The organism is Agrococcus citreus, from assembly GCF_039527715.1.
Classification (GTDB): Bacteria; Actinomycetota; Actinomycetes; order Actinomycetales; family Microbacteriaceae; genus Agrococcus; species Agrococcus citreus.
Genome location: NZ_BAAAKK010000001.1, coordinates 808,480 through 833,230 on the forward strand (window position 1 = coordinate 808,480; position 24,751 = coordinate 833,230).

General features: G+C 70.7%; 25 protein-coding genes. 17 read left to right on the plus strand and 8 right to left on the minus strand.

What is annotated here, in order from left to right; translation table 11 throughout:
- Positions 1–32: 32 nt before the first annotated feature.
- From ABD106_RS03975 to tig, 3 genes are all read right to left on the minus strand, one after another.
- Entirely contained in the window at positions 33–698 is a 666-nt protein-coding gene (locus tag ABD106_RS03975; protein ID WP_343917520.1) for an ATP-dependent Clp protease proteolytic subunit, read from the minus strand.
- The gene (locus ABD106_RS03980; protein WP_343917522.1) at positions 698–1,339 is read right to left on the minus strand and encodes an ATP-dependent Clp protease proteolytic subunit; all 642 of its coding nucleotides are present in this window, start codon (positions 1,337–1,339) and stop codon (positions 698–700) included. The genes ABD106_RS03975 and ABD106_RS03980 overlap by 1 nt, the downstream gene beginning before the upstream one ends.
- A 123-nt stretch (positions 1,340–1,462) precedes the next feature.
- The gene (gene tig, locus ABD106_RS03985; protein ID WP_343917524.1) at positions 1,463–2,815 is read right to left on the minus strand and encodes a trigger factor; all 1,353 of its coding nucleotides are present in this window, start codon (positions 2,813–2,815) and stop codon (positions 1,463–1,465) included.
- Between the two features lie 203 nt (positions 2,816–3,018).
- Between tig and sigK the strand changes: the two genes are divergently transcribed.
- From sigK to ABD106_RS04000, 3 genes are all read left to right on the plus strand, one after another.
- The gene (sigK, locus tag ABD106_RS03990; RefSeq protein ID WP_343917526.1) at positions 3,019–3,567 is read left to right on the plus strand and encodes an ECF RNA polymerase sigma factor SigK; all 549 of its coding nucleotides are present in this window, start codon (positions 3,019–3,021) and stop codon (positions 3,565–3,567) included.
- On the plus strand, positions 3,564–4,352 hold the full coding sequence (locus tag ABD106_RS03995) for an anti-sigma factor (RefSeq protein WP_343917528.1): 789 nt from the start codon (positions 3,564–3,566) through the stop codon (positions 4,350–4,352). Before sigK ends, ABD106_RS03995 begins: the two co-directional genes overlap by 4 nt.
- Positions 4,353–4,470: 118 nt before the next feature.
- Entirely contained in the window at positions 4,471–5,412 is a 942-nt protein-coding gene (locus ABD106_RS04000) for a DMT family transporter (protein WP_343917530.1), read from the plus strand.
- Positions 5,413–5,571: 159 nt separating this feature from the next.
- Here ABD106_RS04000 and ABD106_RS04005 read toward each other — a convergent pair whose 3' ends face one another.
- Both ABD106_RS04005 and ABD106_RS04010 read right to left on the minus strand, forming a co-directional pair.
- The gene (locus ABD106_RS04005) at positions 5,572–6,258 is read right to left on the minus strand and encodes a hypothetical protein (RefSeq protein ID WP_343917532.1); all 687 of its coding nucleotides are present in this window, start codon (positions 6,256–6,258) and stop codon (positions 5,572–5,574) included.
- A gap of 113 nt (positions 6,259–6,371) precedes the next feature.
- Positions 6,372–7,625 carry a WS/DGAT domain-containing protein gene (locus ABD106_RS04010; RefSeq protein WP_343917534.1) on the minus strand — a complete coding sequence of 418 codons (1,254 nt, stop codon included), beginning with the start codon at positions 7,623–7,625 and terminating at the stop codon, positions 6,372–6,374.
- A 142-nt stretch (positions 7,626–7,767) separates the two neighbouring features.
- Here ABD106_RS04010 and ABD106_RS04015 point away from each other — a divergent pair, with 142 nt between their 5' ends.
- From ABD106_RS04015 to ABD106_RS04035, 5 genes are all read left to right on the plus strand, one after another.
- A complete protein-coding gene (locus tag ABD106_RS04015; RefSeq protein WP_343917536.1) occupies positions 7,768–7,959 on the plus strand; it encodes a hypothetical protein in 192 nt (63 codons plus the stop codon).
- A gap of 70 nt (positions 7,960–8,029) precedes the next feature.
- A complete protein-coding gene (locus ABD106_RS04020) occupies positions 8,030–8,884 on the plus strand; it encodes a universal stress protein (RefSeq protein WP_343917538.1) in 855 nt (284 codons plus the stop codon).
- Between the two features lie 81 nt (positions 8,885–8,965).
- The gene (locus ABD106_RS04025) at positions 8,966–9,232 is read left to right on the plus strand and encodes a DUF805 domain-containing protein (protein WP_343917540.1); all 267 of its coding nucleotides are present in this window, start codon (positions 8,966–8,968) and stop codon (positions 9,230–9,232) included.
- Between the two features lie 108 nt (positions 9,233–9,340).
- Entirely contained in the window at positions 9,341–9,796 is a 456-nt protein-coding gene (locus tag ABD106_RS04030; RefSeq protein ID WP_343917542.1) for an alcohol dehydrogenase catalytic domain-containing protein, read from the plus strand.
- The gene (locus tag ABD106_RS04035) at positions 9,793–10,353 is read left to right on the plus strand and encodes an alcohol dehydrogenase catalytic domain-containing protein (protein ID WP_343917544.1); all 561 of its coding nucleotides are present in this window, start codon (positions 9,793–9,795) and stop codon (positions 10,351–10,353) included. Before ABD106_RS04030 ends, ABD106_RS04035 begins: the two co-directional genes overlap by 4 nt.
- A 145-nt stretch (positions 10,354–10,498) precedes the next feature.
- Here the strand turns inward: ABD106_RS04035 and ABD106_RS04040 are convergent, their stop codons facing one another.
- On the minus strand, positions 10,499–11,485 hold the full coding sequence (locus ABD106_RS04040) for a universal stress protein (RefSeq protein WP_343917546.1): 987 nt from the start codon (positions 11,483–11,485) through the stop codon (positions 10,499–10,501).
- Between ABD106_RS04040 and ABD106_RS04045 the strand changes: the two genes are divergently transcribed.
- Positions 11,462–13,165, plus strand: a complete 1,704-nt coding sequence (locus ABD106_RS04045) for a sensor histidine kinase (RefSeq protein WP_343917548.1) — start codon at positions 11,462–11,464, stop codon at positions 13,163–13,165. The genes ABD106_RS04040 and ABD106_RS04045 overlap by 24 nt on opposite strands.
- A complete protein-coding gene (locus ABD106_RS04050; RefSeq protein WP_343917898.1) occupies positions 13,162–13,800 on the plus strand; it encodes a response regulator in 639 nt (212 codons plus the stop codon). Before ABD106_RS04045 ends, ABD106_RS04050 begins: the two co-directional genes overlap by 4 nt.
- 63 nt (positions 13,801–13,863) lie before the next feature.
- Here the strand turns inward: ABD106_RS04050 and ABD106_RS04055 are convergent, their stop codons facing one another.
- Positions 13,864–15,084 carry a universal stress protein gene (locus ABD106_RS04055; RefSeq protein WP_343917550.1) on the minus strand — a complete coding sequence of 407 codons (1,221 nt, stop codon included), beginning with the start codon at positions 15,082–15,084 and terminating at the stop codon, positions 13,864–13,866.
- A gap of 6 nt (positions 15,085–15,090) precedes the next feature.
- Between ABD106_RS04055 and ABD106_RS04060 the strand changes: the two genes are divergently transcribed.
- The 4 genes from ABD106_RS04060 to ABD106_RS04075 all read left to right on the plus strand — a co-directional run bounded on the left by ABD106_RS04060 (position 15,091) and on the right by ABD106_RS04075 (position 20,838).
- A complete protein-coding gene (locus ABD106_RS04060) occupies positions 15,091–15,570 on the plus strand; it encodes a hypothetical protein (RefSeq protein ID WP_343917552.1) in 480 nt (159 codons plus the stop codon).
- A 48-nt stretch (positions 15,571–15,618) separates the two neighbouring features.
- Positions 15,619–18,105, plus strand: coding sequence for a phosphoketolase family protein (locus tag ABD106_RS04065; protein WP_343917554.1), 2,487 nt, complete (start codon positions 15,619–15,621; stop codon positions 18,103–18,105).
- Positions 18,106–18,235: 130 nt separating this feature from the next.
- Positions 18,236–19,177, plus strand: coding sequence for an ABC transporter ATP-binding protein (locus tag ABD106_RS04070; protein ID WP_343917556.1), 942 nt, complete (start codon positions 18,236–18,238; stop codon positions 19,175–19,177).
- The gene (locus ABD106_RS04075; RefSeq protein ID WP_343917558.1) at positions 19,174–20,838 is read left to right on the plus strand and encodes an ABC transporter permease; all 1,665 of its coding nucleotides are present in this window, start codon (positions 19,174–19,176) and stop codon (positions 20,836–20,838) included. Before ABD106_RS04070 ends, ABD106_RS04075 begins: the two co-directional genes overlap by 4 nt.
- Before the next feature lie 694 nt (positions 20,839–21,532).
- Here the strand turns inward: ABD106_RS04075 and ABD106_RS14525 are convergent.
- Complete coding sequence (locus ABD106_RS14525) at positions 21,533–21,613, minus strand: hypothetical protein (protein ID WP_425545721.1); 81 nt, start codon at positions 21,611–21,613, stop codon at positions 21,533–21,535.
- A gap of 252 nt (positions 21,614–21,865) precedes the next feature.
- Between ABD106_RS14525 and ABD106_RS04090 the strand changes: the two genes are divergently transcribed.
- The 3 genes from ABD106_RS04090 (at position 21,866) to ABD106_RS04100 (ending at position 24,670) form a co-directional block, all read left to right on the plus strand.
- Positions 21,866–22,177 carry a hypothetical protein gene (locus ABD106_RS04090; RefSeq protein WP_343917562.1) on the plus strand — a complete coding sequence of 104 codons (312 nt, stop codon included), beginning with the start codon at positions 21,866–21,868 and terminating at the stop codon, positions 22,175–22,177.
- Between the two features lie 329 nt (positions 22,178–22,506).
- Complete coding sequence (locus ABD106_RS04095; protein WP_343917564.1) at positions 22,507–23,403, plus strand: universal stress protein; 897 nt, start codon at positions 22,507–22,509, stop codon at positions 23,401–23,403.
- A gap of 73 nt (positions 23,404–23,476) precedes the next feature.
- Complete coding sequence (locus ABD106_RS04100) at positions 23,477–24,670, plus strand: universal stress protein (protein WP_343917566.1); 1,194 nt, start codon at positions 23,477–23,479, stop codon at positions 24,668–24,670.
- The last annotated feature ends 81 nt before the right edge of the window (positions 24,671–24,751 follow it).

Genomic DNA, 24,751 nt, shown 5'->3' on the forward strand with positions numbered 1-24,751 from the left:
GGTCGGCCCTTCGTATCGCGCTGGGCGCTCGGTCAGCCGAGCAGCTGGGGCGCCGTCTTGCGACTCGTCAGCACCTGGTCGATGAGTCCGTACTCCATCGACTCCTCGGCCGAGAGGAACGTGTCGCGCTCGATGTCCTTCGACACCCGCTCGACGTCGTGGTTCGAGTGCTTCGACAGCGTCTCCTCGAGCCACGCGCGCATCCGCAGCACCTCGCGCGCCTGGATCTCGATGTCGGACGCCTGGCCGCGGCCCGCATCCGACGTCGCCGGCTGGTGGATGAGGATGCGAGCGTTCGGCAGCGCCAGGCGCTTCCCAGGCTCACCCGCGGCGAGGATGACCGCTGCCGCCGAAGCGGCCTGCCCGAGGCACACGGTCTGCACCGCGGGCCGGATGTACTGCATCGTGTCGTAGATCGCCGTCATGGCCGTGAACGAGCCGCCGGGCGAGTTGATGTACATGACGATGTCTCGGTCGGGGTCCTGCGACTCGAGCACGAGCAGCTGCGCCATGATGTCGTCGGCCGAGGCGTCGTCGATCTGCACGCCGAGGAAGATGATGCGGTCCTCGAAGAGCTTCGCGTAGGGGTCCTGGCGCTTGTAGCCGTACGGGGTCCGCTCCTCGAAGCTGGGGAGGATGTAGCGGGAGCCGGGCATCTGCAGCGCACTGCCTGCCGCCTGGAACGTGGGAGTCTCCATCAGTTGCCCTCCTGGCCTGCCGCGCCGCTCTCGCTGGCGGGGTTGGGGTCGATCACGTCGTGGTCGGTGCCGCCGCCGCCGGTGACCTGGGCGGCCGAGTCGCGCACATGGTCGACGAATCCGTACTCGAGCGCCTGCTGCGCGGTGAACCAGCGGTCGCGGTCGCCGTCCTCATTGACCTGCTCGACGGTCTTGCCCGTGCGCTCCGCCGTGATCTCGGCAAGGCGCTTCTTCATGTCGAGGATGAGCTGGGCCTGCGTCTGGATGTCGCTCGAGGTGCCGCCGAAGCCGCCGTGCGGCTGGTGCAGCAGCACGCGGGCGTTCGGCGTGATGTAGCGCTTGCCGGGCGCGCCCGCGGTGAGCAGCAGCTGCCCCATCGACGCGGCCATGCCGATGCCGACCGTGACGATGTCGTTCGGCACGAACTGCATCGTGTCGTAGATCGCCATGCCGGCCGTGATCGAGCCGCCGGGCGAGTTGATGTACAGGAAGATGTCCTTGTTCTGATCCTCGGCGGCGAGCAGCAGGATCTTCGCGCAGATCTCGTTCGAGTTGTCGTCGCGCACCTCCTCGCCCAGCCAGATGATGCGATCGCGCAGCAGCCGGTCGAAGACCGACGGCGCGAAGACGGGTTCAGCCACGGGTGACTCCTTCTCTCGATTCGTTCCAACCCTAGGCGGCGCAGCGGCGTGGATCTGCCGTGTTCGCCGCAGGCGGAGGCATGCGAAAGGGCCGGGCGCGAAGCCCGGCCCTCTCGTGTGGGATCAGTCCTCGGCGTGCTCGGCGGCGAGCTTCGCCTCGGCCTCGCGGATCGCGCCCTCGACGTCGTCCTCGTCGACCTCGTTCGACGGGAGGAAGTCGGACAGGTCGACCGTCTCGCCCTTGTCGTCGACGACCGTGACGCGGCCGAGCAGCGTCGAGAGGGTCTTGCCGCGCAGGATGTCGCCCAGCAGCACGGGCAGCTGGCCGTTGGCCTCGAGCGCGGTGACGAGCTCCTGCGGCGCCATGCCGTACTGCGCGGCCTGCTGCACGATGATCTGCGTCAGCTCCTGCTGCGTGACCTGGAGGTTCTCCTCCTCAGCGAAGCGGTCGAAGAGCATCTGCTGCTTGAGCACCTTGCGGGTCTCCTGGCGGACCTCCTCGCCGTGCTCGGCGTCGTCGGCGCGGCTCTCGGCCTCGAGGTGGCGCACGACCTCGTCCTCGACGACTGCCGCCGGGACCTCGATCTCGACGGCCTCGACGAGCTCGTCCTGCAGACGCTGGCGAGCCTGCTCGGCCTGCGCGAGGCGACCGCTGCGGCCGGCCGACACCTTGAGGTCGTCGCGGAGCTCGGCGATCGTGTCGAACTGGCTCGCCATCTGGGCGAAGTCGTCGTCGGCCTCGGGCAGCTCGCGCTCCTTGACGGCCTCGACGACGACCTTGACCTCGGCGTCCTTGCCGGCGTGGTCGCCGCCGACGAGCTTCGAGGTGAAGGTGGTCTCCTCACCGGCGGTGAGCGACTCGACGGCCTCGTCGATGCCGTCGATGAGCTCACCGGAGCCGACCTCGTACGAGATGCCGCTCGCGCTGTCGACGACGTCGCCGTCGATGGATGCGGTGAGGTCGAGCTGCACGAAGTCGCCGTTGGCGGCCGGGCGGTCGACCGTGACGAGCGTGCCGAAGCGGCTGCGGAGCTCGTCGAGCTCCTTGTCGACGGCCTCCTCGCCGACCTCGATCGCGTCGACGGTGATGGTGCGACCCTCGACGGTCGGCAGCTCGAAGTCGGGGCGCACATCCACCTCGATCTCGAGCACGAGCTCGCCGGAGAAGTCCTTGACCTCGGGCCACGCCGTGACGTCGGCCTGCGGGCGGCCCATCGGGCGGATGCCGGCCTCGGCGACGCCCTGGCGGTAGAACTCGTCGATCGACTCGGAGACGGCCTGGTTCAGGATGTCCTCGCGACCGACGCGCTGGTCGATGATCGCCGAGGGCACCTTGCCCTTGCGGAAGCCGGGGACGCTGATCTGCTCGGCGACGGTCTTGTACGCCTGGTCGATCGCGGGACGCAGCTCCTCGGGCTGCACCGCGATGGTGAGCTTCGTGCGCGTGTTCTCGATCTTCTCGACCGTGGTCTTCACGAGGTGGTCTCCTGGGGTTCGTCGGTGTGCGGGGCGCTCTGCCCGCGACGCGCGTGGGCACGCCGGATCCGCCGCGAGAGGGCGGACCACCGCCCGAGTCTACCGGCCGCGAGCCTGTGCGCTCCAATCCGCAGGTTCGCCGGTGACGAACCACCGGCATGACCGCGCTGAACCTTATCGCTCCGCCTGCAATACTCAGGCTCGTGGAGACGACCCTCGAGCAGTGCCTCGTGCGCGCCGCCGACGGTGATGAGCGTGCCTTCGCCGAGGTGTACGACGCCACGGCGCCGCGCGTCTTCGGGCTCGTGCTGCGCATCCTCGTCGACCGGGCGCAGGCGGAGGAGGTCGCGCAGGAGGTCTACCTCGAGGCGTGGCGGCAGTCGAAGCGATTCGATCCCGAGCGGGGCGCAGCCATCAGCTGGCTGCTGCAGATCGCGCATGCCCGCGCGGTCGACCGCGTGCGCTCCTCGCAGTCGCAGCGCGACCGCGACGCCCGCATCGGCGTGCGCGACTCCCCCGTGCCGGTCGACCTCGTCGCCGAGCAGGCGGAGGTGTCGCTCGAGGCGGCGCGCGCTCGCAGGGCGCTGCGCGAGCTGAGCGACCCGCAGCGCGAGGCCATCGAGCTCGCCTACTTCGACGGGCTGACGCAGACCGAGATCGCCGAGCGCGTGGGGGCGCCGCTCGGGACGGTCAAGACCCGCTTGCGCGACGGCATGGTCCGGCTGCGCGGCATCCTGGGGGTGACGACATGAGCGACGACCAGCGATCCATCGACGACCTCGCGGCGGCGTACGCGCTCGACGCGCTGAGCCCCGCCGAGCGCGCGCGGTTCGAGGCAGAGGCGACGCCCGAGGCGCTCGCCGAGGCGGCCCGGCTCGCCGACACGGCGACGCTGCTCTCGGGTGACAGCGTCGCCCCGCCGCCCGGGCTCCGCGCATCCGTGCTCGACGCGATCGCGCGCGAGCCGCAGCTGCCGGCCGAGCCGCCCGTCGAGGCGCCCGCCGCCGTCGCGCCCGCGCCGTGGGACGAGCCGATGTCGGTCGAGCCGCCCCGCGCGGCCGTCGGCACCGGTCCGGCCGAGCGCCGCGCTCGCGCGCGCTGGCGCCCGCTGCGCACGATCGGCGCGATCGCGGCCGGCTCTGCGCTGCTGCTCGGCGGCGTCGCGCTCGGCACGCAGCTCGGCGACGACTCGCGGAACGAGGCGCTCGGCGCCGTCGTGAGCGCGGCTGACGCGGAGCGCGACGAGGTCGAGCTGGCGGACGGCTCGAGTGCGACCGTCGTCTGGTCGGCCGAGCGGCGGCAGTCGGTCATCCTCTTCGACGGGCTGGGCTCCGCTCCCGAGGGCAGCACGTACCAGGCCTGGTACATCGGCGCGGACGGCGCCCAGAGCGCGGGCACGTTCGACGCGAGCGGCGGCGTCACCGCGTTCCTGCTCGACGGCGGCTTCACCGCCGGCGCGGCGGTCGGCGTGACGGTGGAGCCCGACGGCGGCTCCGACGCCCCGACGACCGACCCCATCCTCGTCGTCGAGACGTAGCCGCTCCCCCGCTTCCGCTCGCGGGGAACGCGGCTGCAGCCGCCGTCTTCGCCCAGGTGGAGCGGCGCCCGCGCGCCGCCGTCTCGAGACCACGCCCACCACTGCGATACTCAGCACGATGACCGAGTCGCCTGCCCCGCGCGAGCCCGACGCGTCGCGAGGCCGGCTCGGCCCGGTCGCGATCGTGGTCGCATCCGTGGCGCTCATCATCCTGTGGAGCTCCGGGTTCGTCGGCGCGGAGCTCACCGCGCGGGCCGGCGGCGAGCCGATCACCGTGCTCGCCTGGCGCTTCACCGTGCTCGCAGGCATCCTCGTCGCAGTGATGCTCGTGCTGCGGCGGCGCTGGCCACGGCGGAGCAGCTGGTTGCGGCAGGGCACGATCGCGCTGCTGAGCCAGGCGGGCTACCTGCTGCTCATCTTCGAGGGCGTGCGCGCGGGCGTCGACGGCGGCACCGCGGCACTCATCGCCGCGCTGCAGCCCATGCTCGTCGCGACGGTCGCCGGCCGCGTGCTCGGCGAGCGGGCGACCGGATGGATGTGGCTCGGCATGATCGTGGGGCTCTCGGGCGTCGCGCTCGTCGTCACGGGCGCGCTCGGCGGGGTCGGCGGTGCGGGCACGCCGCTGTGGGCCTACCTGCTGCCCTTCGCGGGCGTGCTGTGCCTCGGCACCGGCACGGTGCTGCAGCGTCGATGGCACCTGCACGACGACCTGCTGCAGACACTCACGATGCAAGCGGTCGTCGCGGGCGCCGCGTTCATGGCCGTCGCTCTCGTGCGCGGCGAGGCAGCGGCGCCGACGGAGCCCGACGTCTGGTTCGCGGTGCTGTGGCTCGTGCTGCTGTCGAGCCTCGGCGGCTACGTGCTCTACGTCACGGTCACGCGCTCGCACGGCGCGACGTTCGTGAGCACGATGCTCTACCTGACCCCGCCGACGACGATGCTGTGGGTCTGGCTCGTGTTCGGCGTGCCCATCAGCGCACTCGGGATCGTCGGCCTCGCGGTCGCCGCCCTGGGCGTCGCGATCGTGCTCGTCGCGCAGCGGCGCGCCGCGCGCAGCTGAGCCGAGGCGCGTCGCGCTCCTCCGCGGCTGCCGCTCCCCCCACGAGCCGAGGCGATTCGAGGCCCCGGCCTCGGAGCGAGGTGAGACTCGCCTCCCCGGGCAGCCGAACCTCGCGCTGTGACGCGAGCAGTTGCGGCGCACTGGGGATCGTGCTGGGGCCTACCCTGCAGCCGCGTCCGCACGATGCCGCCACCACACACTGAGTGGCGCGGCAAGTGCCCAGACCGAAGTGAAGGCGCTGACAAGCATCGCGGCGCCGAGATCCTGCCACCACGACAGCGTGACTCCTGCAGCCAGGAGACCCGCGAATCCCGGCAGTTCAAGCAAGAGCGCGTCAGGGGCAGGGATACGAAGCGCATGCCTGCCTCGATGTCTCTCGATCCAACGAGTCGGGAACTCCACCACCGCGGACGTCAGGATCACCGCGAGCACGAGCATGAGCGGGTTCACCTCGCTGTCAAGTGCGGCGGGCCCGAACAGAGAGACCGCGAGCACGAGCAACCAGCTGACGACGGCTACCACACCCAGGAACCAACTGACCCGCGCCAGAGAGTGCAATGTCAACTCCTCCGTAGGGGCATGGGCAGTGAGCCTCTCTGGTGCGATGGACCTGAAGATCAGCGGTTGATCCAGAAGGGATAGTCGCACGTCGCCGACGCGAACATCACCGTGCACTGGCCGGAATGGCACGGCTGCCTTGTCTTCGCTGGCATCTCGCCACGAGGAGAAGGTCGGGGCGACAGGATTCGAACCTGCGACTTCTCGGAGCCGAACGAGCTCGCAGTGTCCGTCGAGTGCCGCGAAATCCGCGACATCACGCATGCCATCCGGATCACGTTCGCGCACGACCAGCAGGGCGATCGTGGGCAGCAGGTGGGCACTGGCCGATGCGCCACGGCGCGTCCAGCCGGTGCTGCGGAACGGAGCGCCGCCTCAGCCACCGCGACGCGACCGTGGCCTCATCCGCCGAGACGCACGAGCTCCTGGTTCATGGCCCCCGTGAATGCCACGCCAGGCACATGAGCGGCGTCGAAGTGGACGCAGCACCACATCGTGCCACCGTAGGAGACGGCCGCGACGCCGAGCCGCACGTTGCCGGCGAGCACCGCGGCCGGCCAGAGGGCCACGAGCGGTGCTCCCGCAAGACGGAGCGTGGTATCGGGGCCGCGCACGTTCGTGACGAATGCTGCCACGAGGCGCTGCCGCCGAGCGACGCGATCCATGATCCGCGCTCCGATCGGGCCACGCATGAGCTCGAGCGTCCCCTGCTCTCTCGCACTTCGCTTGTCCTCGCGAGTCCGCGCGGCGATCAGACGCAAGCGCTCGTCCGGGTCGGCCAGGGCGAGCGGCAGCCGAACGAGCATCACCCCAACCTGATTGCCCGCAGATCCCCGCCGCCGAAGCGCGACCGGCACCGACACCGGCAACTGATCCGGGATCGGCTCACCTGCAGCGCTCAGGGCCGCCCGCAGCCCCGACGCCACTCCGGCGAGCAGCGCGTCATTGACCGTAGCGCCGCGCAGCCGCATGCGTCCGGCGAGCCCGTCAAGGTCGGCGCTGAGGAATGTGAGCCCACGACCCGGGCTTCGGTCGCCGAGGAGCATGGTCGGTGCGAGGTCGTTGCGGCGCAGCGTCTCGCGCACGCGATGCACACCCGCGCCCCGACCCAGCAACATCGACCGCGCGCCGCGCCGTGATCGAGCGGGCACTGGGTGAGCCACCACGGGACCCGGTTCCGCAGCCTCGAAGAGGCGCTGGACGATGCCGACCGCCGCTGCCCCGTCGGCGAGCGCGTGATGGACGCGGAGCACGATGCCCCCCTCCGCCTCGCGGGCGCTGGGCACCACGAGGAGCTCCCAGAGCGGACGTTCGCGACTGAGCGGCTCATTCATCAGCGCGGCACACATCCGCTCGAGACCGGGCAGGCCGTCGACGCGCTCGACGAGGCGGACGTGCTGCTCGAGGTCTGGTGTGGTCGCGAGCCAGTGGTGGCGACGTCCCCGCGAGGACAACGACCGGCACAGCTCCGGCGCTGCAGACACGCGGTGGCGCAGAGACGCACGCAGCTCGGCCATGTCGGGAGCGCCATCCGCACCGACGAACCCGCCGGGCGCGAGCAATCCCGCCGCGAGGAAGACATTGACCTGACCATCACGGTCGAGGATGAGGTTGGCCTCATCAGCCGCCGCGAGCGGCTCTCGCACCGGGCGCATGGCGACCACGGTAGCCGCAATGGCGGTCGCTCTGGAGCGTGCGTGGAGCCATCACCGACCCCGGCGACGGGTCGCGCTGCGCTCCGTCGGTCAGGACCAAGGGCCCTTCCCCGCGCCCGTGGTGCCGCGATGGGATACCCGTATGACACCTCAAGCGCGCAGCCCGATGGTCGAGTCGCTGCCCGGCATCGGCATCTCCCTCGGCGCAGGCGCTGGGCTCGTGGTCGGACTCGCGATCGCCGGTGGCCCCGGGATCGCTCTCGGAGCAGGCATCGGCGCGGCGGTCGGCCTGCTCGTCGGCGCGGTCGCCCGGGACACCCTCACCCGCCGATGAGCGCGGGCGCGAGCGCTGAGCCAGGTCGCGGGCTAGACCGAAGGATGGAGCGTGCACGGTGAGCGAGCGCGTGGTGGTCGCGATCGATGGCGGTGCGGCGAGCGACTCCGCGATCGACTGGGCGATCGACCGCGCGGCGGTGATCGGCGCCCACCTGGAGATCCTGACGATCGTCGACGTGCACTGGACGCGGCCGAGCGGTGCCGATCCCGGTCTCGCCGCGCACGAGCGTGTCGTCTTCGAAGCCGGGCAGAGGGTCGCTGCCAGCGGCATCTGCCCGCACTGGTCGACCACGGTGCACCACGACCGCGTCGTACCGGGCTTGGTGGCGGCGACGCGACGCGCGGAGCTCGTCGTCATGGGCTCGCACAAGCCCGTTCACGCTGTCGGCAGCATCCACGGGACGCTCCCGCTGGTCGTCGCGGCGCGCGCCGTCTCGCCGATCGTCGTCGTGCCGGCCGGGTGGACGCGCAACGCCGGACCGGTCGTGATCGGCGTCGATGACCGGTCGGGTACCGCTGCCATGCACTTCGCGGCAGCGGAGGCCGACCGCGCCCACACGACGCTCGTCGCGGTGCGTGCGTACGACGTGCCGCCGATCGTCGCGCGTGCATGGGGGACGGCCGACGAGCCGCTCCGACGTGCCGAATCGCTGCAGCTGATCATGCTCGACTCGATGCTGTCGGCCGTCCGGCGCGATCGAGGGCAGCTCGAGATCGCCGCGACGGTCGCGCGCGGCAGACCTGCGCTCGTCCTGGCCGAACATGCGAAGGACGCGAGCCTGACCGTGGTCGGCCGTCATGCATCGGATGGCACGGCGCAAGCCCGCCTCGGGCCGGTCGCGCACGACCTCCTGATGAACCTGCCGAGCCCCGTCGCCGTGGTGCCGGAACGGAGCACGCCACCGAGACGCAGAGCGTTGTGAGCGAGATCAGGCAGCCTGGCGTCAGCGTCTCGATCCGGTGACAGGCGAGGAAGACACCATGACGTTCGGGCAATCGATCCCGTGTGGTCCTTCGAGCTGACCGATCGGGTCGTCGTACAGGGGCCCACCCTCGCAGGACTGTGGAGCCTGGCGGTGCTGCTGCCGACGCTGGCCGTGCCGGTGCGCAGGCTGCGCGACGCCGGATACGCATGGGCGCACGCCCTCTGGCTCCTGGTGCCGCTCGCGGGGATGATCGTGGTGGCGCTGCTGTGCGCACAGCCGTCGCGGGCCGCGCCCAGCTCCACAGCTGCGAGCGGCGTGCAAGGCGCACACCCGCCGTCGAGCTGAGCAGCAGTCGCAGACGGCGCAGGGGTCCTTCGGCCCTGTCTGCCCGTGAGGCACGCACGCATCGTGGTCTCGACGACGTCGAATGCCGGCGCTCAGCGAGAGGAGCGCATGATGCGTGCAGCAGTGGTTCGCCGGTTCGATGAGGACATCGCGATGGAGGACCTGCCCGTCCCCGAGCCCGGCGTCGGCCCGGTGCTCGTCCGCATCGAGGCCAGCGGGCTCTGCCACACCGACATCCACGCCGCCCGAGGCGACTGGCCGGTCGTGCCCGGGCTCCCGTTCATCCCAGGCCATGAGGGCGTCGGGATCGTCGAGCAGCTGGGCGACGGCGTCTCCCGTCTCGCCGTGGGAGATCGCGTCGCGCTGCCCTGGCTCGGGCACGCGTGCGGGCACTGCCAGCACTGCATCGACGGCCGCGAGACCCTCTGCCTCGAGCAGCAGAACACCGGCTACAGCATCGACGGCGCACTCGCCGAGTATGCGGTGGCCGACGCCCGGTACGCAGTGCGTGTCCCGGACGGTGTGCGGCCGGTCGACGCCGCCCGCTCACGTGCGCGGGCGTGACGACCTACAAGGCGATCAAGGTCGCTGGCGTCGCACCCGCAGAGCGCGTCGCCGTCTTCGGCATCGGCGGGCTCGGCCACCTCGCGGTCCAGTACGCGCGCATCGTCGGCGGCCTCGTCACCGCGATCGACGTCACCGAGGAGAAGCTCGAGCTCGCGCGTGCGCTGGGCGCCGACGACGTGATCAACGCCTCGGAGGTCGACCCGGTCGACGCTCTGCTGTCGACGGGCGGCGCCGACGTGGCGGTGGTCCTCGCCACCTCATCGAAGGTCTTCGAGCAGGCGTATCGCAGCCTGCGCCGCGGCGGCCGGATGGTGTGCGTCGGCCTGCCGAAGGACGGGGTGTTCCCAGTGCCGATCTTCGACCTCGTGCTCGGCGGCAAGTCGGTGCTCGGTTCGATCGTCGGGACGCGAGAGGACCTCCGTGAGGTCTTCGCGCTCCACGCCGCGGGCCGCACCCGCGTCATCACCGAGACGCGAAGCCTCGAGGACGTGCGCGGCTCGATGGCCGAGGTGCTCGCCGGCACGGTCCCGGCACGCATCGTGTTCGAGTTCTGAGCCGCATGACGTGCGAGGTCGACCATGCGCGCGCGTGAGCCTTCCGCTCGGCCGACGCCGCAGGCGGCGACAGGTGCCCCGCTCCTCGTCGCCGCGATCGTCATGGGATTCGGCGCGGTGCAGGTGCTGGCGACCGACGCGAGGCTCAGCGGAGGATGACCAATGGCGCATTCGCGTTCATGAGCACATCGTGGATGGTCTCGCCGACACCGAGCGCCGTCTCCCCGCGCGAGCTCCCCAGCAGCAGGAGCGCCGTGTCGCGCGAGGCGTTGAGGATCGCGTCGGCAGGGTGGCGCTGCGCGACGACTGCCCGCACGTCGAGATGCGGATAGGCGTCGACGGCGGCACCGCGAGCGGCGAGCACCACCGCCTCGCCCGTCGCTGACCGCTGCGAGCCACCACCCCTGGCCACCGCATGCACGATCGTCAGCGCGCAGCCCCGATCGTCCGCCTCCTGCGCTCCGCGCAGGGCGAGGTCCGCTGCGTTGCCGAGACCATCGACGGCCACCACGACTCCGGTGCGCAGGCGGAGGTCGACGGAGGGCACGACAGCCAGCGCGCCGCGCAGCGCGGCGGCGAGCTGCAGCGAGCGCACCCCGAACGTCCTGCCGCGCACGAAGCCAGTCTTGTCAGAGCCGATCACGAGCAAATCCTCCGGTCGAGTCGCCCCGACGAGCGCGTCTGCGACGCGACCCCCCTCGATCTCGGTCGTGACGGATGCGCCAGGGTACGCATCGAGCAGGTCTGCAGCCGCCTCAGCGAGCACCCGAGCCAGCTGTCGCGCGCCGTGCTCGGCACCGACGCCGCGAAGCTCGACTGCGTCCTCGACCCCGAGGAGGTGCAGCGGATGCTGAGGGAGGGTCCGGCGAGCCGCCCACGCGAGCGCGGCGCGGCTCGCGGCTGCGCCATCCACGCCCACGACGGAGCGCCCGCCGGCGCCGATCAGCGCATCGGGCTCATCCGGCCCTCTCCTGCGAAATGGCACCGCGCGTTCGCCGCTCATGGCCATGGTCCTCCGAGGTGGGCTGATCGTCACCTGATCATGGGGCGTAGGGTGAGCGCACAGCAGGGCCGTTGGTCCCGCCAGTTCCGCCGCTCGAGGAGATGTGTGAACGCCGATCCGTCCGTGCACTTCCCGGACCTCCCGCGGTCGGAGCTGGAGCAGGCGATCTCCGAGCTCGTCGACAAGGCGAATCGCGTGCTCGACACCCAAGGCCGGCTTCGGCAGCTGCTCGTCGCAACTCGCGCGGTAGGGGACGCGCTCGAGCTGCCCGTCCTGCTGCGTCGCATCGCTCAAGCAGCAGTCGATCTCGTGGGAGCGCAATACGGCGCGTTGGGGGTGATCGGCGTCGACGGCGACCTGGAGCAGTTCATCCACGTCGGCCTCGATGACGAGACGGCAGCTCGCATCGGTGAGCTGCCCCGCGGCCGCGGGATCCTCGGCGCCGTCATCTCGGACCCCACCCCCATCCGCCTCGACCACTTGAGCAGCGATATGCGGTCGCACGGCTTCCCTGCCCACCATCCCGCGATGAGGAGCTTCCTCGGTGTGCCCGTCCGGATCCGGGACGAAGTGTTCGGCAACCTGTACCTGACCAACCGCATCGGAGGGGGGCCGTTCACCGACGAGGACGAGGAGCTCCTCATGGCACTCGCCACGTCGGCTGCGGTCGCCATCGACAATGCGCGCTTGTACGGCGACGCCGAGCTGCGACAGCGGTGGGCGCTCGCGTCCGCGGAGACCGCCGCTGCGCTGCTGGACGCGCAGACGCTCGAACCGCTCCAGACGGTCGCGCAGACGATCGCTCGCCTCACCGACGCCGCCGTGGTGTGCTTCGTCGAGCTCTCGGAGCGCGGTGGAGCATTCGTGGAGAGCGCGTGGGGCGACGAGGCCGATGCCTTCCGGGACCGGGTCTACCCGGCGGCCGCCTCCATGAGCGAGACCGTCATCGCATCGGGCAATCCACGACTGTCGCCCGGGGTCCCCTATCCGGATTCGCCGTTCGAGATGACGGGCCCCGCGATGGTCGTGCCCATCAACCGCGCGAACGGCACCCGCGGTGCGCTCGCCATCGCCCGTCCGAACGGTGCATCCGCATTCCGCGACCCGGACCTCGACATGGTGATGGAGTTCGCGGTTCATGCGAGCGTCGCGCTGGAGCTCCGGAAGGCGCGGCTCACGCACGAGCGCCTCGCCCTGCTGGAGGACCGCAACCGGATCGCTCGGGACCTGCACGACAACGTCATCCAGCGACTCTTCGGTGCAGGACTGGCTCTGAATGGCGTGGACCGGGAACGCCTGCCGCCGGCAGCGCGGGCGAAGGTCGAGCTCGTGACGGACTTGCTCGACGAGGCGATCGCCGAGATCCGCAAGTCGGTGTTCGCGCTCCACGCGACATCGCCCCACAGGCCAGCCGCGCGTCACCGCCTGCTCGATGTCGTCAGCGGCGCCGCCGACGCGTTCCCGAATCCCCCGCAGGTGTCGCTCGAGGGAGATTTCGATCGACATGTTCCCGAGAGCGTCCTTGCAGACCTCGAAGCGGTACTGCGCGAGGGGCTCTCGAACGCGGCTCGACATGCTGCGGCCGACAGCGTCTCCGTGCGCGTCGCTGCCCTCGCCGAGGAGATCCGCGTCACGGTTCGCGACGACGGACAGGGACCCGCGGGCGCGATTCGATCGAGTGGACTGACGAACCTGTCGGAGCGAGCCCGCGCCTGGGGTGGCAGCGCCGCGCTCGAGGCGGATCCGGCGGGAGGATCGGTGCTCGAGTGGCGCATCCCGACCCCGGCGCGCGAGGAGGGGTCGACATGATCAGGGTCTTCCTGGTCGACGACCACGAGCTCGTCCGCCGCGGCGTCGCAGACGTCCTGGAGCGGGAGGCGGGCCTGACCGTGGTCGGCGAAGCGGGCAGCGTTCGCGACGCCATCGCGCGGGTCGATGCGACACGACCCGACATCGTCGTGCTGGACATGCGGCTCCCCGACGGAACCGGCGTCGATGCCTGCCGGGAGATCCGCTCCCGTCATCCCGAGCTCCCCTGCATCATCCTGACGGCGTTCGATGACGACGCGGCGCTCGATTCGGCTGTGCTGGCCGGAGCGAGCGGCTGGCTGCTCAAGGACATCCGCGGAGCCGGCCTCGTCGACGCGATCCGCGGCGCGGCAGCGGGCCGTCAGCTGATCGCTGCTGAGCTGCGCCGTCGCGCTGGTCAGCGGCTCATGCAGCGCCAGGCGACTGCGCGCGACGGCCACGTCGAGCTGACGCTCCGAGAGCGCCAGATCCTCGATCTGATCGCCGAGGGCATGACGAACCGGCAGATCGGCGATCGGCTGGGCCTCGCCGAGAAGACCGTGAAGAACTACGTCTCGGGCCTGCTCGACAAGCTGGGCTTCGAGCGACGCACGCAGGCCGCCGTGTACGGCGCCGCGCATCACCGCACGAGCTGACGCTCCGAGCAACGCCCGGCCGACGGCCCGGCTCCCGTCGACCGCTCAGTCCTCAGGTGCGCCTCACGCGCCGACCACGAGCACGGGTCCGGGCGGGTCGATGACGAGCGAGTGGCTGACCGAGCCCAGGAAGAAGCGAGCGAGCTCGCGTGCGCCGTGGCTCCCCACGACCAGCAGCCGAGATGCGCCTCCCGCTCGCCGCAGCACCTCTCTGGCCGACCCCATCTCAAGCCTTCCATCCGGTTCAGCTCCCCGGTCGCGAGCCAGGTCGAGAGCGTCCGAGAGCAGGAGTCGATGCATCCGCTCCGTCATCTCCACATCCGATTCCGTGGGGTACTCGTCGAAGCCGATGCTCGGGGCTGCGGGGATGTCCCATGCGTGCAGCACCGTGAGCGCGGCGCCGAGCCTGTGCGCTTCCGCCGTCGCCACCTCGAGCGCCGTGACCGCCTCTCGGGTGCCATCGATGCCGACCGCGACGGTCGCTGGCCGAGCGCGCTCCGAGGCAACGGGGATGACAGCCACCGACCCTCCCTCAGGCCGACCCGCGAGGCGAGCGCCGAGGCTCCACATGCTCCTCCTGCCGCCCGACGATCCCCCGACGACCACCAGCACGTCGCTCGCGAGCCGCTCCTCCAGCGCGTCGATCGCGGCTCCTCGCACGGTATCGGTCTCGAAGCTGCCCTCAGGATGAGCCTCACGCAACGCGTCCGCGAGCTCCATCAGCGCGATGCGCGCCGTCGACCGCTCGCCTGTCGCTGCCAAGTACTCGCCTCCGACGGCCCTGCCTCCGATCGCGTGGACGATCTGGACAGGCGTGCCCAGCGCGTACGCGGCCGACCACTCTGCGGCTGCTCGCGATGCCGGCGAGCCATCCCAACCCACGACGATCTTGGTGAACCTCATGCGACGAGCATCGCCGATCGACCCCTGCTCCGCCGGGCCGAAGGTCCTACCGGCCGAGCTGTCGGTCGCGCTGATCGGCTGCGCGGAAGCGGCGACTCCGCGAGAGCGCGCACCTCGGTGGGTCGAACGTCCCTGTCGCTCACGCGCTCCGACGCTCGACAACAGCCGAGGAGACGTCCTGAAGGCATTGGTGCACGACGGTCCGAGCTCGATCGCCTGGCAGGAGGTACCGGTATGACCGGCTCGCAAGCAGTCGAACCTGCCCGGATTCGAGCATCGTCGTGCTCGCGCGGTGGGTCGCACAGTCCTCCAGGGCCTCACCGCCGACCCGCGCGTCAGGGACCTACGGCCCTGGCCGTGGCCGGAGCGACGCTCGACCATGTCGGCATGATCGACAACCGCCTCGCTCGCACCGCGCTGCTCTGCCTCCAGGCCTTCGTCGGCGTGACGGCCGTGGCCGGGGGCGGCGCCTTGATGATCGGATCACTCGATCCGGGTCTCGCCACCGCGATCACCCCGTCGCCCGAGTACCTGCGGGGCTCACCGTTCTCGTCCTATCTCGTTCCGGGCGCGGTGCTCGCCATCGTGCTCGGCGGCGTGCACCTGCTCTCCTTCGCATGGCTCCTTCGACGGCAGCGCTGGGCGCTCCTCGCCGCCGCCGTCGCCGCCTTCGACACACTGATCTGGATCTTCGTCCAGATGATCATCATCCCGTTCAGCGTCCTGCAAGCGGTCTACTTCACCGCCGGTCTCGCCGAAGTCGGCTTCCTCCTGCTGCTGCTGGGAGTGACGCGTGCGGCGGCGCCGACGCACAGCGCCGCACGGGCGATCGACGACCGGGCAGATCAGGGCACCATCACGCTGTGAGGGACCTTCGCCCTTCCGCCGGGGCATCGTTCGACGGAGGGTAGGTGCATGACGTCGCACACCCCGCCCGCATTCCGACGCCGCTCGCCTGGCCCCGTCCACGACGCCGTGCTGGACCGGTTGGACGCCTGGTGGCGGGCCGCCAACTACCTCTCGGTCGGGCAGATCTACTTGCTGGACAACCCGCTGCTGCGTCGGCCGCTGATGAGGAACGACGTGAAGCCTCGACTCCTGGGCCATTGGGGTACCACGCCCGGGCTCAACTTCATCTACGCGCATCTCAACCGAGCCATCCAAGAGCGCTCCCTCCACACCATCTATGTCGCAGGCCCCGGTCACGGCGGACCCGGCATGGTCGCGAACGCCTATCTCGACGGCACGTACAGCGAGGTCTACCCGCAGATCCCGATGAGCGAAGACGGCGTCCGGCGCCTCTTCCGCCAGTTCTCCTTCCCGGGAGGCATCCCGAGCCACGCCGCGCCCGAGACACCCGGCTCGATCCACGAAGGCGGAGAGCTCGGCTACGCGCTGTCGCATGCCTACGGCGCGGCCTTCGACAACCCCGGCCTGCTCGTCGCGGCGGTGGTCGGCGACGGCGAGGCGGAGACCGGGCCGCTCGCGACCAGCTGGCACTCCAACAAGTTCCTGAATCCAGTGCAGGACGGGGTCGTCCTGCCGATCCTGCACCTCAACGGCTACAAGATCGCCAACCCGACCATCCTCGCCCGAATCCCCGAGTCCGAGCTGCTCGATCTCATGCGGGGCTACGGTCACACCCCCTATGTCGTCTCGGGCGGCTTCGACGACGAGGACCCGATCGCGGTCCACCGGCGCATGGCGGAGACCCTCGACCTCGTCCTCGACCAGATCGCAGACATCAAGGCGGCGGCCGTTGCCGGCGACCTGTCCGCACGTCCCTCCTGGCCGATGATCATCCTTCGCACCCCGAAGGGCTGGACGTGCCCGAAGGAGATCGACGGCCTCCCCGCAGAGGGCAGTTGGCGAGCACATCAAGTACCGCTCGCGAGCGCCCGAGACACCGACGAGCATCTGCGGATCCTGGAGCGCTGGTTGCGCTCCTACCGCCCCGAGGAGCTCTTCGACGAGGCAGGGGCGCCGGCCGCGCGCACGACCTCTCTCGCTCCCGAAGGCGACCGCCGCATGAGCGCGAACCCGGCAGCGAACGGCGGACTGCTGAAGCAAGACCTCGTGCTGCCTGACTTCCGACAGCACGCGGTCGAGGTGCCGTCACCCGGCGCGACGATCCACGAGCCGACGCGCGTCCTCGGCGGGTGGCTCGCCGATGTGGTGCGAGCGAACCCGACGACCTTCCGCATCTTCGGGCCCGACGAGACCGCTTCCAACCGGCTCGGCGCGGTGCTCGAGGTCACCGACAAGCAGTGGAACGCGGAGCGCCTGCCGTCCGATGAGCACCTGGCCCCAACGGGCCGCGTGATGGAGATGCTCAGCGAGCACCAGTGCCAGGGGTGGCTCGAGGGATACCTCCTCACGGGGCGGCACGGTGTCTTCACCAGCTACGAGGCGTTCATCCACATCGTCGACTCGATGCTCAATCAGCACGCCAAGTGGCTCAAGGTGACCAAGGAGATCCCCTGGCGACGGCCCATCGCATCCCTGAACTACCTGCTCTCGTCCCACGTCTGGAGGCAGGACCACAACGGCCTCTCGCACCAGGATCCCGGCTTCATCGACCATGTCGTGAACAAGAAGGCGGATGTCGTGCGTGTCTACCTGCCGTTCGACGCGAACACGCTGCTGTCGGCCTACGACCACTGCTTGCGCACCGTGGACTACGTGAACGTCGTGGTCGCCGGCAAGCAGCCGACCTTCGACTGGCTGCCCATGGATGCGGCAGTGGCGCACATGACGCGCGGCATCGGCATCTTCGAGTGGGCCGGCACGGAGGTGCCGGGAGAGCAACCCGATGTGGTGATGGCGTGCGCAGGCGACGTGCCGACGCTCGAGACGCTCGCCGCCGTCTCGATCCTGCGGGCGGAGATGCCGGAGCTGAAGATTCGGGTGGTCAACGTGGTGGACCTGATGCGCCTGCAGTCGGAGGACCAGCATCCGCACGGCCTGAGCGAACCGGCGTGGGACGCCCTCTTCGGCGTCGACCGACCCGTCATCTTCGCCTACCACGGCTATCCCTGGCTCATCCATCGCCTCACCTACCGCCGAGCCGACAACCCGCACATCCACGTGCGCGGCTACAAGGAGGAGGGCACCACCACGACGCCGTTCGACATGGTGATGCTCAACGACATGGACCGCTACCACCTGGTCATCGACGTGATCGATCGCGTCCCCGGTCTCGCAGAGCGCTACGGGCCGCTGCGCCAGCGGATGCAGGACGCCCGCCTCGCCGCGCGCCAGTACACCCGGCAGCACGGTGAGGACATCCCCGAGGTGTCCGACTGGACGTGGAGCGGCGCCACGGCAGAGCGCGCACCGGACACGAACACCGGCACGGGTCACGTCTCGGTAGCCGACAGCACGGGCGGCGACAACGAGTAGCAGGGCCGCCGCGAGCGCCTCGTACCGTGCACCGCGCACCGCGCACCGCGGGACGTTGGACCCTCCCGGGCGCCGCTCATCGCGCATATCGTCCCTGCCAGGCACTGGAGGACACGAAGAAGAGGCGACGATGCGGGCGATCGAGGTCGAGAACCTTCGGAAGGCGTACGGGGCGTCGCGCGTCGTCGACGGTGTGTCGTTCGACGTCGACGAGGGCGAGGTGTTCGCGCTGCTGGGACCGAACGGCGCCGGCAAGACCACGACCGTCGAGATCCTCGAGGGCCACCGCCGGGCCGACTCGGGGACGCTCTCGGTGCTCGGCTTCGATCCGGCATCGAGCCCTCGGCAGTTCCGCGAGCGGATCGGCATCGTCCTGCAGGAGGCGGGCTTCGACGAGGACTTCACCGTCACGGAGCTGCTGCGGCTGCAGCGGGGCTACTACCCGCGTCGCCTGGATGTCGATGACCTCATCGCGCAGGTCGGACTCGACGAGAAGCGCACTGCCCGGGTGAAGACGCTCTCCGGCGGCCAGCGACGTCGGCTCGATCTGGCACTCGGGCTCGTCGGCGCCCCCGACATGCTGTTCCTCGACGAGCCCACGACCGGTTTCGATCCCTCGGCCCGCCGACATGCGTGGGACCTCGTCGAGCGCTTGCGCGGACACGGTACGACGGTGCTGCTCACCACGCACTACCTCGATGAGGCCGAGCACCTCGCCGATCGCGTCGCAGTGATGGTCGCCGGTCGGATCGTCGCGATGGGCACACCCGCCGAGCTGACCGCGCGCCAGCGCCACGTCGTCGTGTCGTTCCGCCTGCCTGCCGACGCACCCTTGGAGAGCCTCCCGGCACTCGGCGGCACCCCGGTGACGGACGGCGCCGCCTGGACCCTGGCGACCGAGCATCCGACTGCAGCGCTGCATGCGCTCTCCGGCTGGGCACTCGCTCGCGGCGTGGAGCTCCCAGCCCTGGAGGTGCGGCGCCCGTCGTTGGAGGACGCCTACCTCGAACTGGTGGGCGCAGAGCTCGCGGGCGAGCACGTCGGTGCTGTCCCGCCGACGGTGCGGTCGTGAGCGAGCGCGGTGCCGCAGTGCTCGCGGCCGAGCACGCGCCGAGCCGCGCCAGGATGGCGATCGATCAGCTCGTGCACGCGACGGTCGCCCTGTGGCGGACGCAGGTGGTGCTGATCTTCACCTTCGCGATGCCGCTCGTCTGGCTGATCCTGATCGGACTGCTCGCTGGCAACGACGCGGTCGGCGATGACGGTGTGCGCGTCATGCAGTTCGCCGCCCCGACCGCCATCGCGATGGGCACGTTCTTCGCCACGATGCCTCCCGTCGCGATCTCCGTCGCTGAGAGTCGGGAGACGGGCGTCCTCAAGCGGCTGCGCGGCACTCCCCTGCCGGCATGGGCATACCTCATCGGGCAGGTCGGCGCGGCGGTCGTCTTCGCCATGGCGTCTCTCCTCCTCACGCTGCTGCTCAGCGTCGTGCTCTACCAGGTGCAGCTCAGACCCGAGACCCTCCTCGCCTCGGTCACGACGCTGATCCTCGGCGTGCTCTCGTTCTCGGCCGTCGGCCTCGCGATCGGCTCGATGAGTCGCACCGCCGCGATGGCCGAGGCCGCCGCGATCGGCGCTGCCGTCGTGCTGTCGTTCATCTCCGGGCTGTTCCTCGTCGGCGCAACGCTGCCCGGGTGGCTCGACGCGATCGCGAACGCCTTCCCGCTGAAGCCGTACGCGAGCTCGCTGCAGGACCAGTTCAATCCCTTCGTCGAAGGGAACGGATGGGACGCGGGACGCCTCGCGATCGTTGCGGCATGGGGGGTCGTCGGCGCCCTCGTGAGCATGCGAGCGTTCCGATGGGAGCCGCATCGCACGCGCGGCGCCGCCCCCGCCCGTCGAATCCTCGCCCCGACCGCGGCACGCGGCGCGCTCACCGCGTCGCTGCAGCCCACAGTCGGACGCCGGCCATCCACGCTCACCCTGGTCGTGGCGCAGTCGGGCTCGGCGCTCCGCACGACGTTGCGCCGGCCGGGAGACGTGTTCTTCTCGCTCATCATGCCGGTCGCCCTCTTCGCCCTCCTCGTCGCCGTCCAGAGCGCCGACTCGCTCCCCGACGGCCGGCCGGCGTCGGCGGTCGTGGCGGCGAGCATGGTGACCTGGGGCGCGGGCGTCATCCTCTTCATGAACCTCGCCGAGCAGGTGGCGCGCGCGCGCGACCAGCGGCTGCTCAAGCGAGTCCGCGGCACGCCCCTGCCAGTGAGCGCGTACCTGATGGGCAGGACCGTCGCAGGCGTCGCTCTCGCACTCGTCGTCCTCGCGTGCGTCCTCGCTCTCGGCGCCGCCGCATTCCAGCTGCGGGTGGACGCACTGGGCATCCTGCTCGGCGTCGGCACGCTGCTGCTCGGCGCGATCGCCCTCGCCGCGTGCGGCTTCCTGCTCGTCACGCTGGTGCCGAGCGCTCGGGCGGTCGGGGCAGTAGGGCTCGTGATCCTGTTCCTCCTGTCGTTCTTCTCCGACGTGTTCCTGACCGCAGGACCCGAGTGGATGGGCGTCGTCGGTTCGCTCTTCCCGCTCAAGCACCTGCAGAACGGACTGGCTGCGGCCTGGGCGCCCGGATCGGCACCGCTGTGGCCGCACCTCCTCGTCCTGGCCGGTTGGGCAGCGGCTGCCGGTGCGTTGGCCGCTCGACGGTTCAGGTGGGCGAGCGGCTCTGCCGAGGGGACGCGCTGATGGTCGTGCCGCTCCCGTCGCCGTCTGCGGCGCAGCCTGGCTCGGAGTCGCCGTGGCGACGGCTGTACCTGGTCGCGGGGTGGTGCTCCATCGCGTTCGTGGCGCTGCTCCTCACCGCCCTCGCGCTCGACCTGATCGCGCCGCCGCCGGTCGAGGGTGGAGCGGAGACCCTCGAGTTCATCGCCGCGCACAAGGTCGTCTACATCGCCGAGCAGCTCCTCTGGGTGCTGCCCAACATCCTCACCGTCGTCACGTTCCTCGGACTCGCGGCAGCGCTCGTCCCCGTCGATCGTGGACTCGCCCTGCTGGGGGGCGTGATCGGTGGGCTGCCCTGGGCGCTCTTCCTGGCCATCCCGACGACGAGCCGCGGATCGCTGACGCTCGTCTTCCTCAGCGACCGCTACCTGGTCGCGTCTCCGGACGAGCGCAGCGTGTATGCGGTGGCTGCGGAAGCGATCGTCGCCGAGAACAACACCCCCTCTGCGGCGGGGATGCTCTCGGCGTTCGGGATCCTCGTCGTCTCCCTGATCATGACGAGGAGCGACCTGCCTCGTTCGCTCGCCTGGATCGGGGTCGTCACGGGTGCGCTCGGCATCGCGAGCGAGGCGCTGCGCTATGCGGTCCCGGCCTTCTACTGGACCTACGGGATCCTCCTGTGGGTGTGGTTCATCGGAGCCGGAGTCACCCTGCTCCGTCACGCGCGCCGAGCAGAGCGGCAGCGACGCACGAGGGCGGGCAGATCGCCGGAGTGGTCGAGGTGAGCGTTCGTGAGCACGACGGCGTCGATCGCGCCCGGCGCGACGGGGAACGGCGTCCGGCTGCGATCCCGCCCGCTCCGTCGATAGGACCATCGCCCCTTCCGCGGTCACCAAGGTCCCGCGAAGGTCGACGCATGCACGAGCCTTCCCTGATCGCCACGCCGACAACGCCCACGCGGCCCGCTCCCGGACCCCGAGCGGCGGCGAGCGCCGCTCCCCCGTCGCGCCCCGGAAGCACAGCCCCTCGAGCGCGCAGCACCGATGTCGTGGTGCAGATCGCCGACGACGGCCACTACATGGATGGATGGGTCTGGGCAGCCGAGCTCGCCCAGGCCACGCAGGCGCCGCTGCGGCTCGTAGGCGTCCTGCCCCATATGCCGGACACGCAGGATCGCCGGCTGGTCGAGTCGTGGATGAGCGCTCGGCACTCCGCGAGTGCTCGGCTCACCGCGGCGCTCCTGGCTGTCCGTCGTCGGTATCCGGCCGTGCGCGTCACCGGCCAGCTCTGCACAGAGGGAGCAGCGCTCGTCGCCGCGAGCCGTCATCCCCGAACCGACATCGTGGTGCTTCCGACTCCCTGAGTCGTCGAGCACACCGTGGCGCGGTGATCCGGATCAGACCCGGCGAGCGCTGCATGCTGAGCCGCGGGCGATGGGCACGGCTGGGGCTGCTCGGCCGGGCGGCTCTCTTGCTGCTCATCACGCCGCTCGGAGCGTGGACCCTCCCGAACCCCGTCATGGCCGCGGGACTGGTGCCCCTCTCGACGAAGCGCTTCGACAGCTCCCTCGCCGAAGACGTCCGACGCTGGTTCGACCGACGCGCGGCGCGCAGCGGGACTTAGGGCCCTGCCGACGCCCGACGGCAGCGCGCACGATGAGACGTGTCGGACCTGAATCGAAGGAGCCCCCCAATGACTGAGAAGGTCGTCGTCGCCGTTGATGGTGGCACCGCGAGCGCGTCTGCCCTCGACTGGGCTGTCGATCGAGCGCGGAGCGTGGACATGCACTTGGAGATCACCACCGTGGTCGACATCGATTGGATCCCGCAGGTCGGCCCGGACCCTGTCCTGCTCGAGCACGAACGGATCGTGGAGGAGGCAGGGAGAAGGGTCGAGTTCAGCGACGTGCCCGTGGACTTCTCGACCACGGTCCACCACGCCCGGCCGGTCCCCGGACTCGTCGACGCCTCACGGCGCGCGGACATCCTGGTGATCGGTTCGCACAAGACCCGAGGGATGACCGGGCTCATCAATGGCACGCTGCCGCTGGCTGTGGCTGCGAGGACGCACTGTCCGCTCGTCGTCGTGCCTGTCGACTGGGAGCCGAGCGAGGGGCGCGTGATCGTCGGCGTCGACGACGAGACCGGCAGCGCCGCCGTGGCGTTCGCCGCGGTCGAGGCGGACCGCGCGCACACGACCCTCGTCGCCGTCCGCGCGTGGGAGATCCCACCGCTCGTCTACGGCGCGTGGGCTGCGATCGAGTCGCCGTTCGACGCCGTCGAGGAGTCGGAGAGACAGGTGCTCGACAGCGAGCTCGATCGGATCCGAGCCGAGCACGCGCAGCTCTCGATCGGTGCCGTGCTCGAGCGGGGCCGTCCATCAGTGACGCTCGCGAAGCACGCCGACGGTGCACGGCTGGCTGTCGTCGGCACGCACGGGCGAGGGGCGATCGCCGGCCTGCTGCTCGGATCCGTGGGACACGACTTGCTCATGAACATGCCCTGCCCTGTCGCCATCGTGCCGAACCCGGTACGCGAGCAGCACGGCGAGTCCATGGAGCCGGCCCGCGAGCAGCGTGGCGACGAGTGAGGCAGTCGACGCGGCGACGACCTGTCGCTCTCAGCCGCGGGGGTCCGGCTCTGGCCGTGCGCGGACCGAGAAGATGACAGAGAACGTGGTGGTCGCGGTCGACGGAGGTACTGCGAGCGCAGCAGCGCTCGACTGGGTGATCGATCGAGCACGAAGCGTCGACATGCGGCTGGAGATCACCACGGTGGTCGACGTCGACTGGATGCCGCAGATCGGGCTCGAGGCGGTGCTGATCGAGCACGAGCGCACCCTGCAGGAAGCGGCGACCAGGGTGGGGGCGAGCGGCGTCGCCGTTCGCTGCTCGACGACCGTGCAGCGCGATCGACCGCTTCACGGTCTGCTCGCTGCTGCGCAGCGTGCCGACCTGCTGGTGATCGGGTCGCACAAGTCGAGCACCGCGGTGGGGATCATCAACGGCACGCTTCCCCTCGCCGTCGCGGCCAGGACGCGTTCACCGCTCGTCGTCGTGCCCGTCGGCTGGCAGCACAAGGAGGGTCCCGTGATCGTCGGCGTCGACGACGAGACCGGCACCGCCGCGATGGCCTTCGCCGCTGCCGAGGCCGATCGCCTCCAGACGACGCTCGTCGCCGTCCGCGCGTGGAAGCTGCCACCAGCGGCCTACGGTGCCTGGCCCCCGGACTCCTCCCCGTACGACGACGTCAAGCGCGCTGAGGGCGCACTGCTCGAGACGATGGTGTCGCCGGTCCGCGCCCGGCACGAGCACCTGCCGATCGACAGCCTGCTGGAAGACGGACGCCCGTCGGTCGTCCTCGCGCAGCGCGCGAGCAGCGCGCAGCTCGCAGTCGTGGGCAGCCATGGACGCGGGGCGGTCGCCGGACTCCTCCTCGGCTCGGTGGGGCACGACCTGCTGATGAACATGCCGAGCCCCGTCGCGATCGTTCCACGTACGGCTCGGTCGGAGGCGGAGGGGGTTCCCGAGCCTGCGGCGAGACCTGGCGCGAGGACCCTCCGCATCGAGCTGCAGACCGCGTCGTTGGCGGTCACCTTGTTCGGGCTCGGCGCTGGGACGCAGCAGTGGCAGTTCGTCGGCACCGTCGACGGACATCCGGCGTTCCGCAGTCCCACGTTCGCTGCGCCGTACACCTGGGGAGGGATTCCCCTGGGCAAGACCGTTGCGCCGCGGGAGGAGTGGGCTCCCGGCATGACGGAAGCGCTCGACGAGCTCGCGCTCGAGATCGAGCGAGCCGGATGGACCGAGCTCAGTCGAGGTGAGCGGCCGTGGGACATCACGTTCGAGAGATCGTGACGTCCTCGCCGTCGATCGACTCCAGGCTCGGTGGCCGACCACTGCACCCGCCTCGACCGACGCCGGTCGAACGCTGTCCCG

What these genes read in the sequence shown, in the direction of transcription:
- ABD106_RS03975 (WP_343917520.1), bottom strand. Translation starts at nt 698, where the DNA reads ATGGAGACTCCCACGTTCCAGGCGGCAGGCAGTGCGCTGCAGATGCCC.
- ABD106_RS03995 (WP_343917528.1), top strand. Translation starts at nt 3,564, where the DNA reads ATGAGCGACGACCAGCGATCCATCGACGACCTCGCGGCGGCGTACGCG.
- ABD106_RS04000 (WP_343917530.1), top strand. Translation starts at nt 4,471, where the DNA reads ATGACCGAGTCGCCTGCCCCGCGCGAGCCCGACGCGTCGCGAGGCCGG.
- ABD106_RS04010 (WP_343917534.1), bottom strand. Translation starts at nt 7,625, where the DNA reads ATGCGCCCGGTGCGAGAGCCGCTCGCGGCGGCTGATGAGGCCAACCTC.
- ABD106_RS04015 (WP_343917536.1), top strand. Translation starts at nt 7,768, where the DNA reads ATGACACCTCAAGCGCGCAGCCCGATGGTCGAGTCGCTGCCCGGCATC.
- ABD106_RS04030 (WP_343917542.1), top strand. Translation starts at nt 9,341, where the DNA reads ATGATGCGTGCAGCAGTGGTTCGCCGGTTCGATGAGGACATCGCGATG.
- ABD106_RS04050 (WP_343917898.1), top strand. Translation starts at nt 13,162, where the DNA reads ATGATCAGGGTCTTCCTGGTCGACGACCACGAGCTCGTCCGCCGCGGC.
- ABD106_RS04055 (WP_343917550.1), bottom strand. Translation starts at nt 15,084, where the DNA reads ATGGTCGAGCGTCGCTCCGGCCACGGCCAGGGCCGTAGGTCCCTGACG.
- ABD106_RS04060 (WP_343917552.1), top strand. Translation starts at nt 15,091, where the DNA reads ATGATCGACAACCGCCTCGCTCGCACCGCGCTGCTCTGCCTCCAGGCC.
- ABD106_RS04065 (WP_343917554.1), top strand. Translation starts at nt 15,619, where the DNA reads ATGACGTCGCACACCCCGCCCGCATTCCGACGCCGCTCGCCTGGCCCC.
- ABD106_RS04070 (WP_343917556.1), top strand. Translation starts at nt 18,236, where the DNA reads ATGCGGGCGATCGAGGTCGAGAACCTTCGGAAGGCGTACGGGGCGTCG.
- ABD106_RS04095 (WP_343917564.1), top strand. Translation starts at nt 22,507, where the DNA reads ATGACTGAGAAGGTCGTCGTCGCCGTTGATGGTGGCACCGCGAGCGCG.
- ABD106_RS04100 (WP_343917566.1), top strand. Translation starts at nt 23,477, where the DNA reads ATGACAGAGAACGTGGTGGTCGCGGTCGACGGAGGTACTGCGAGCGCA.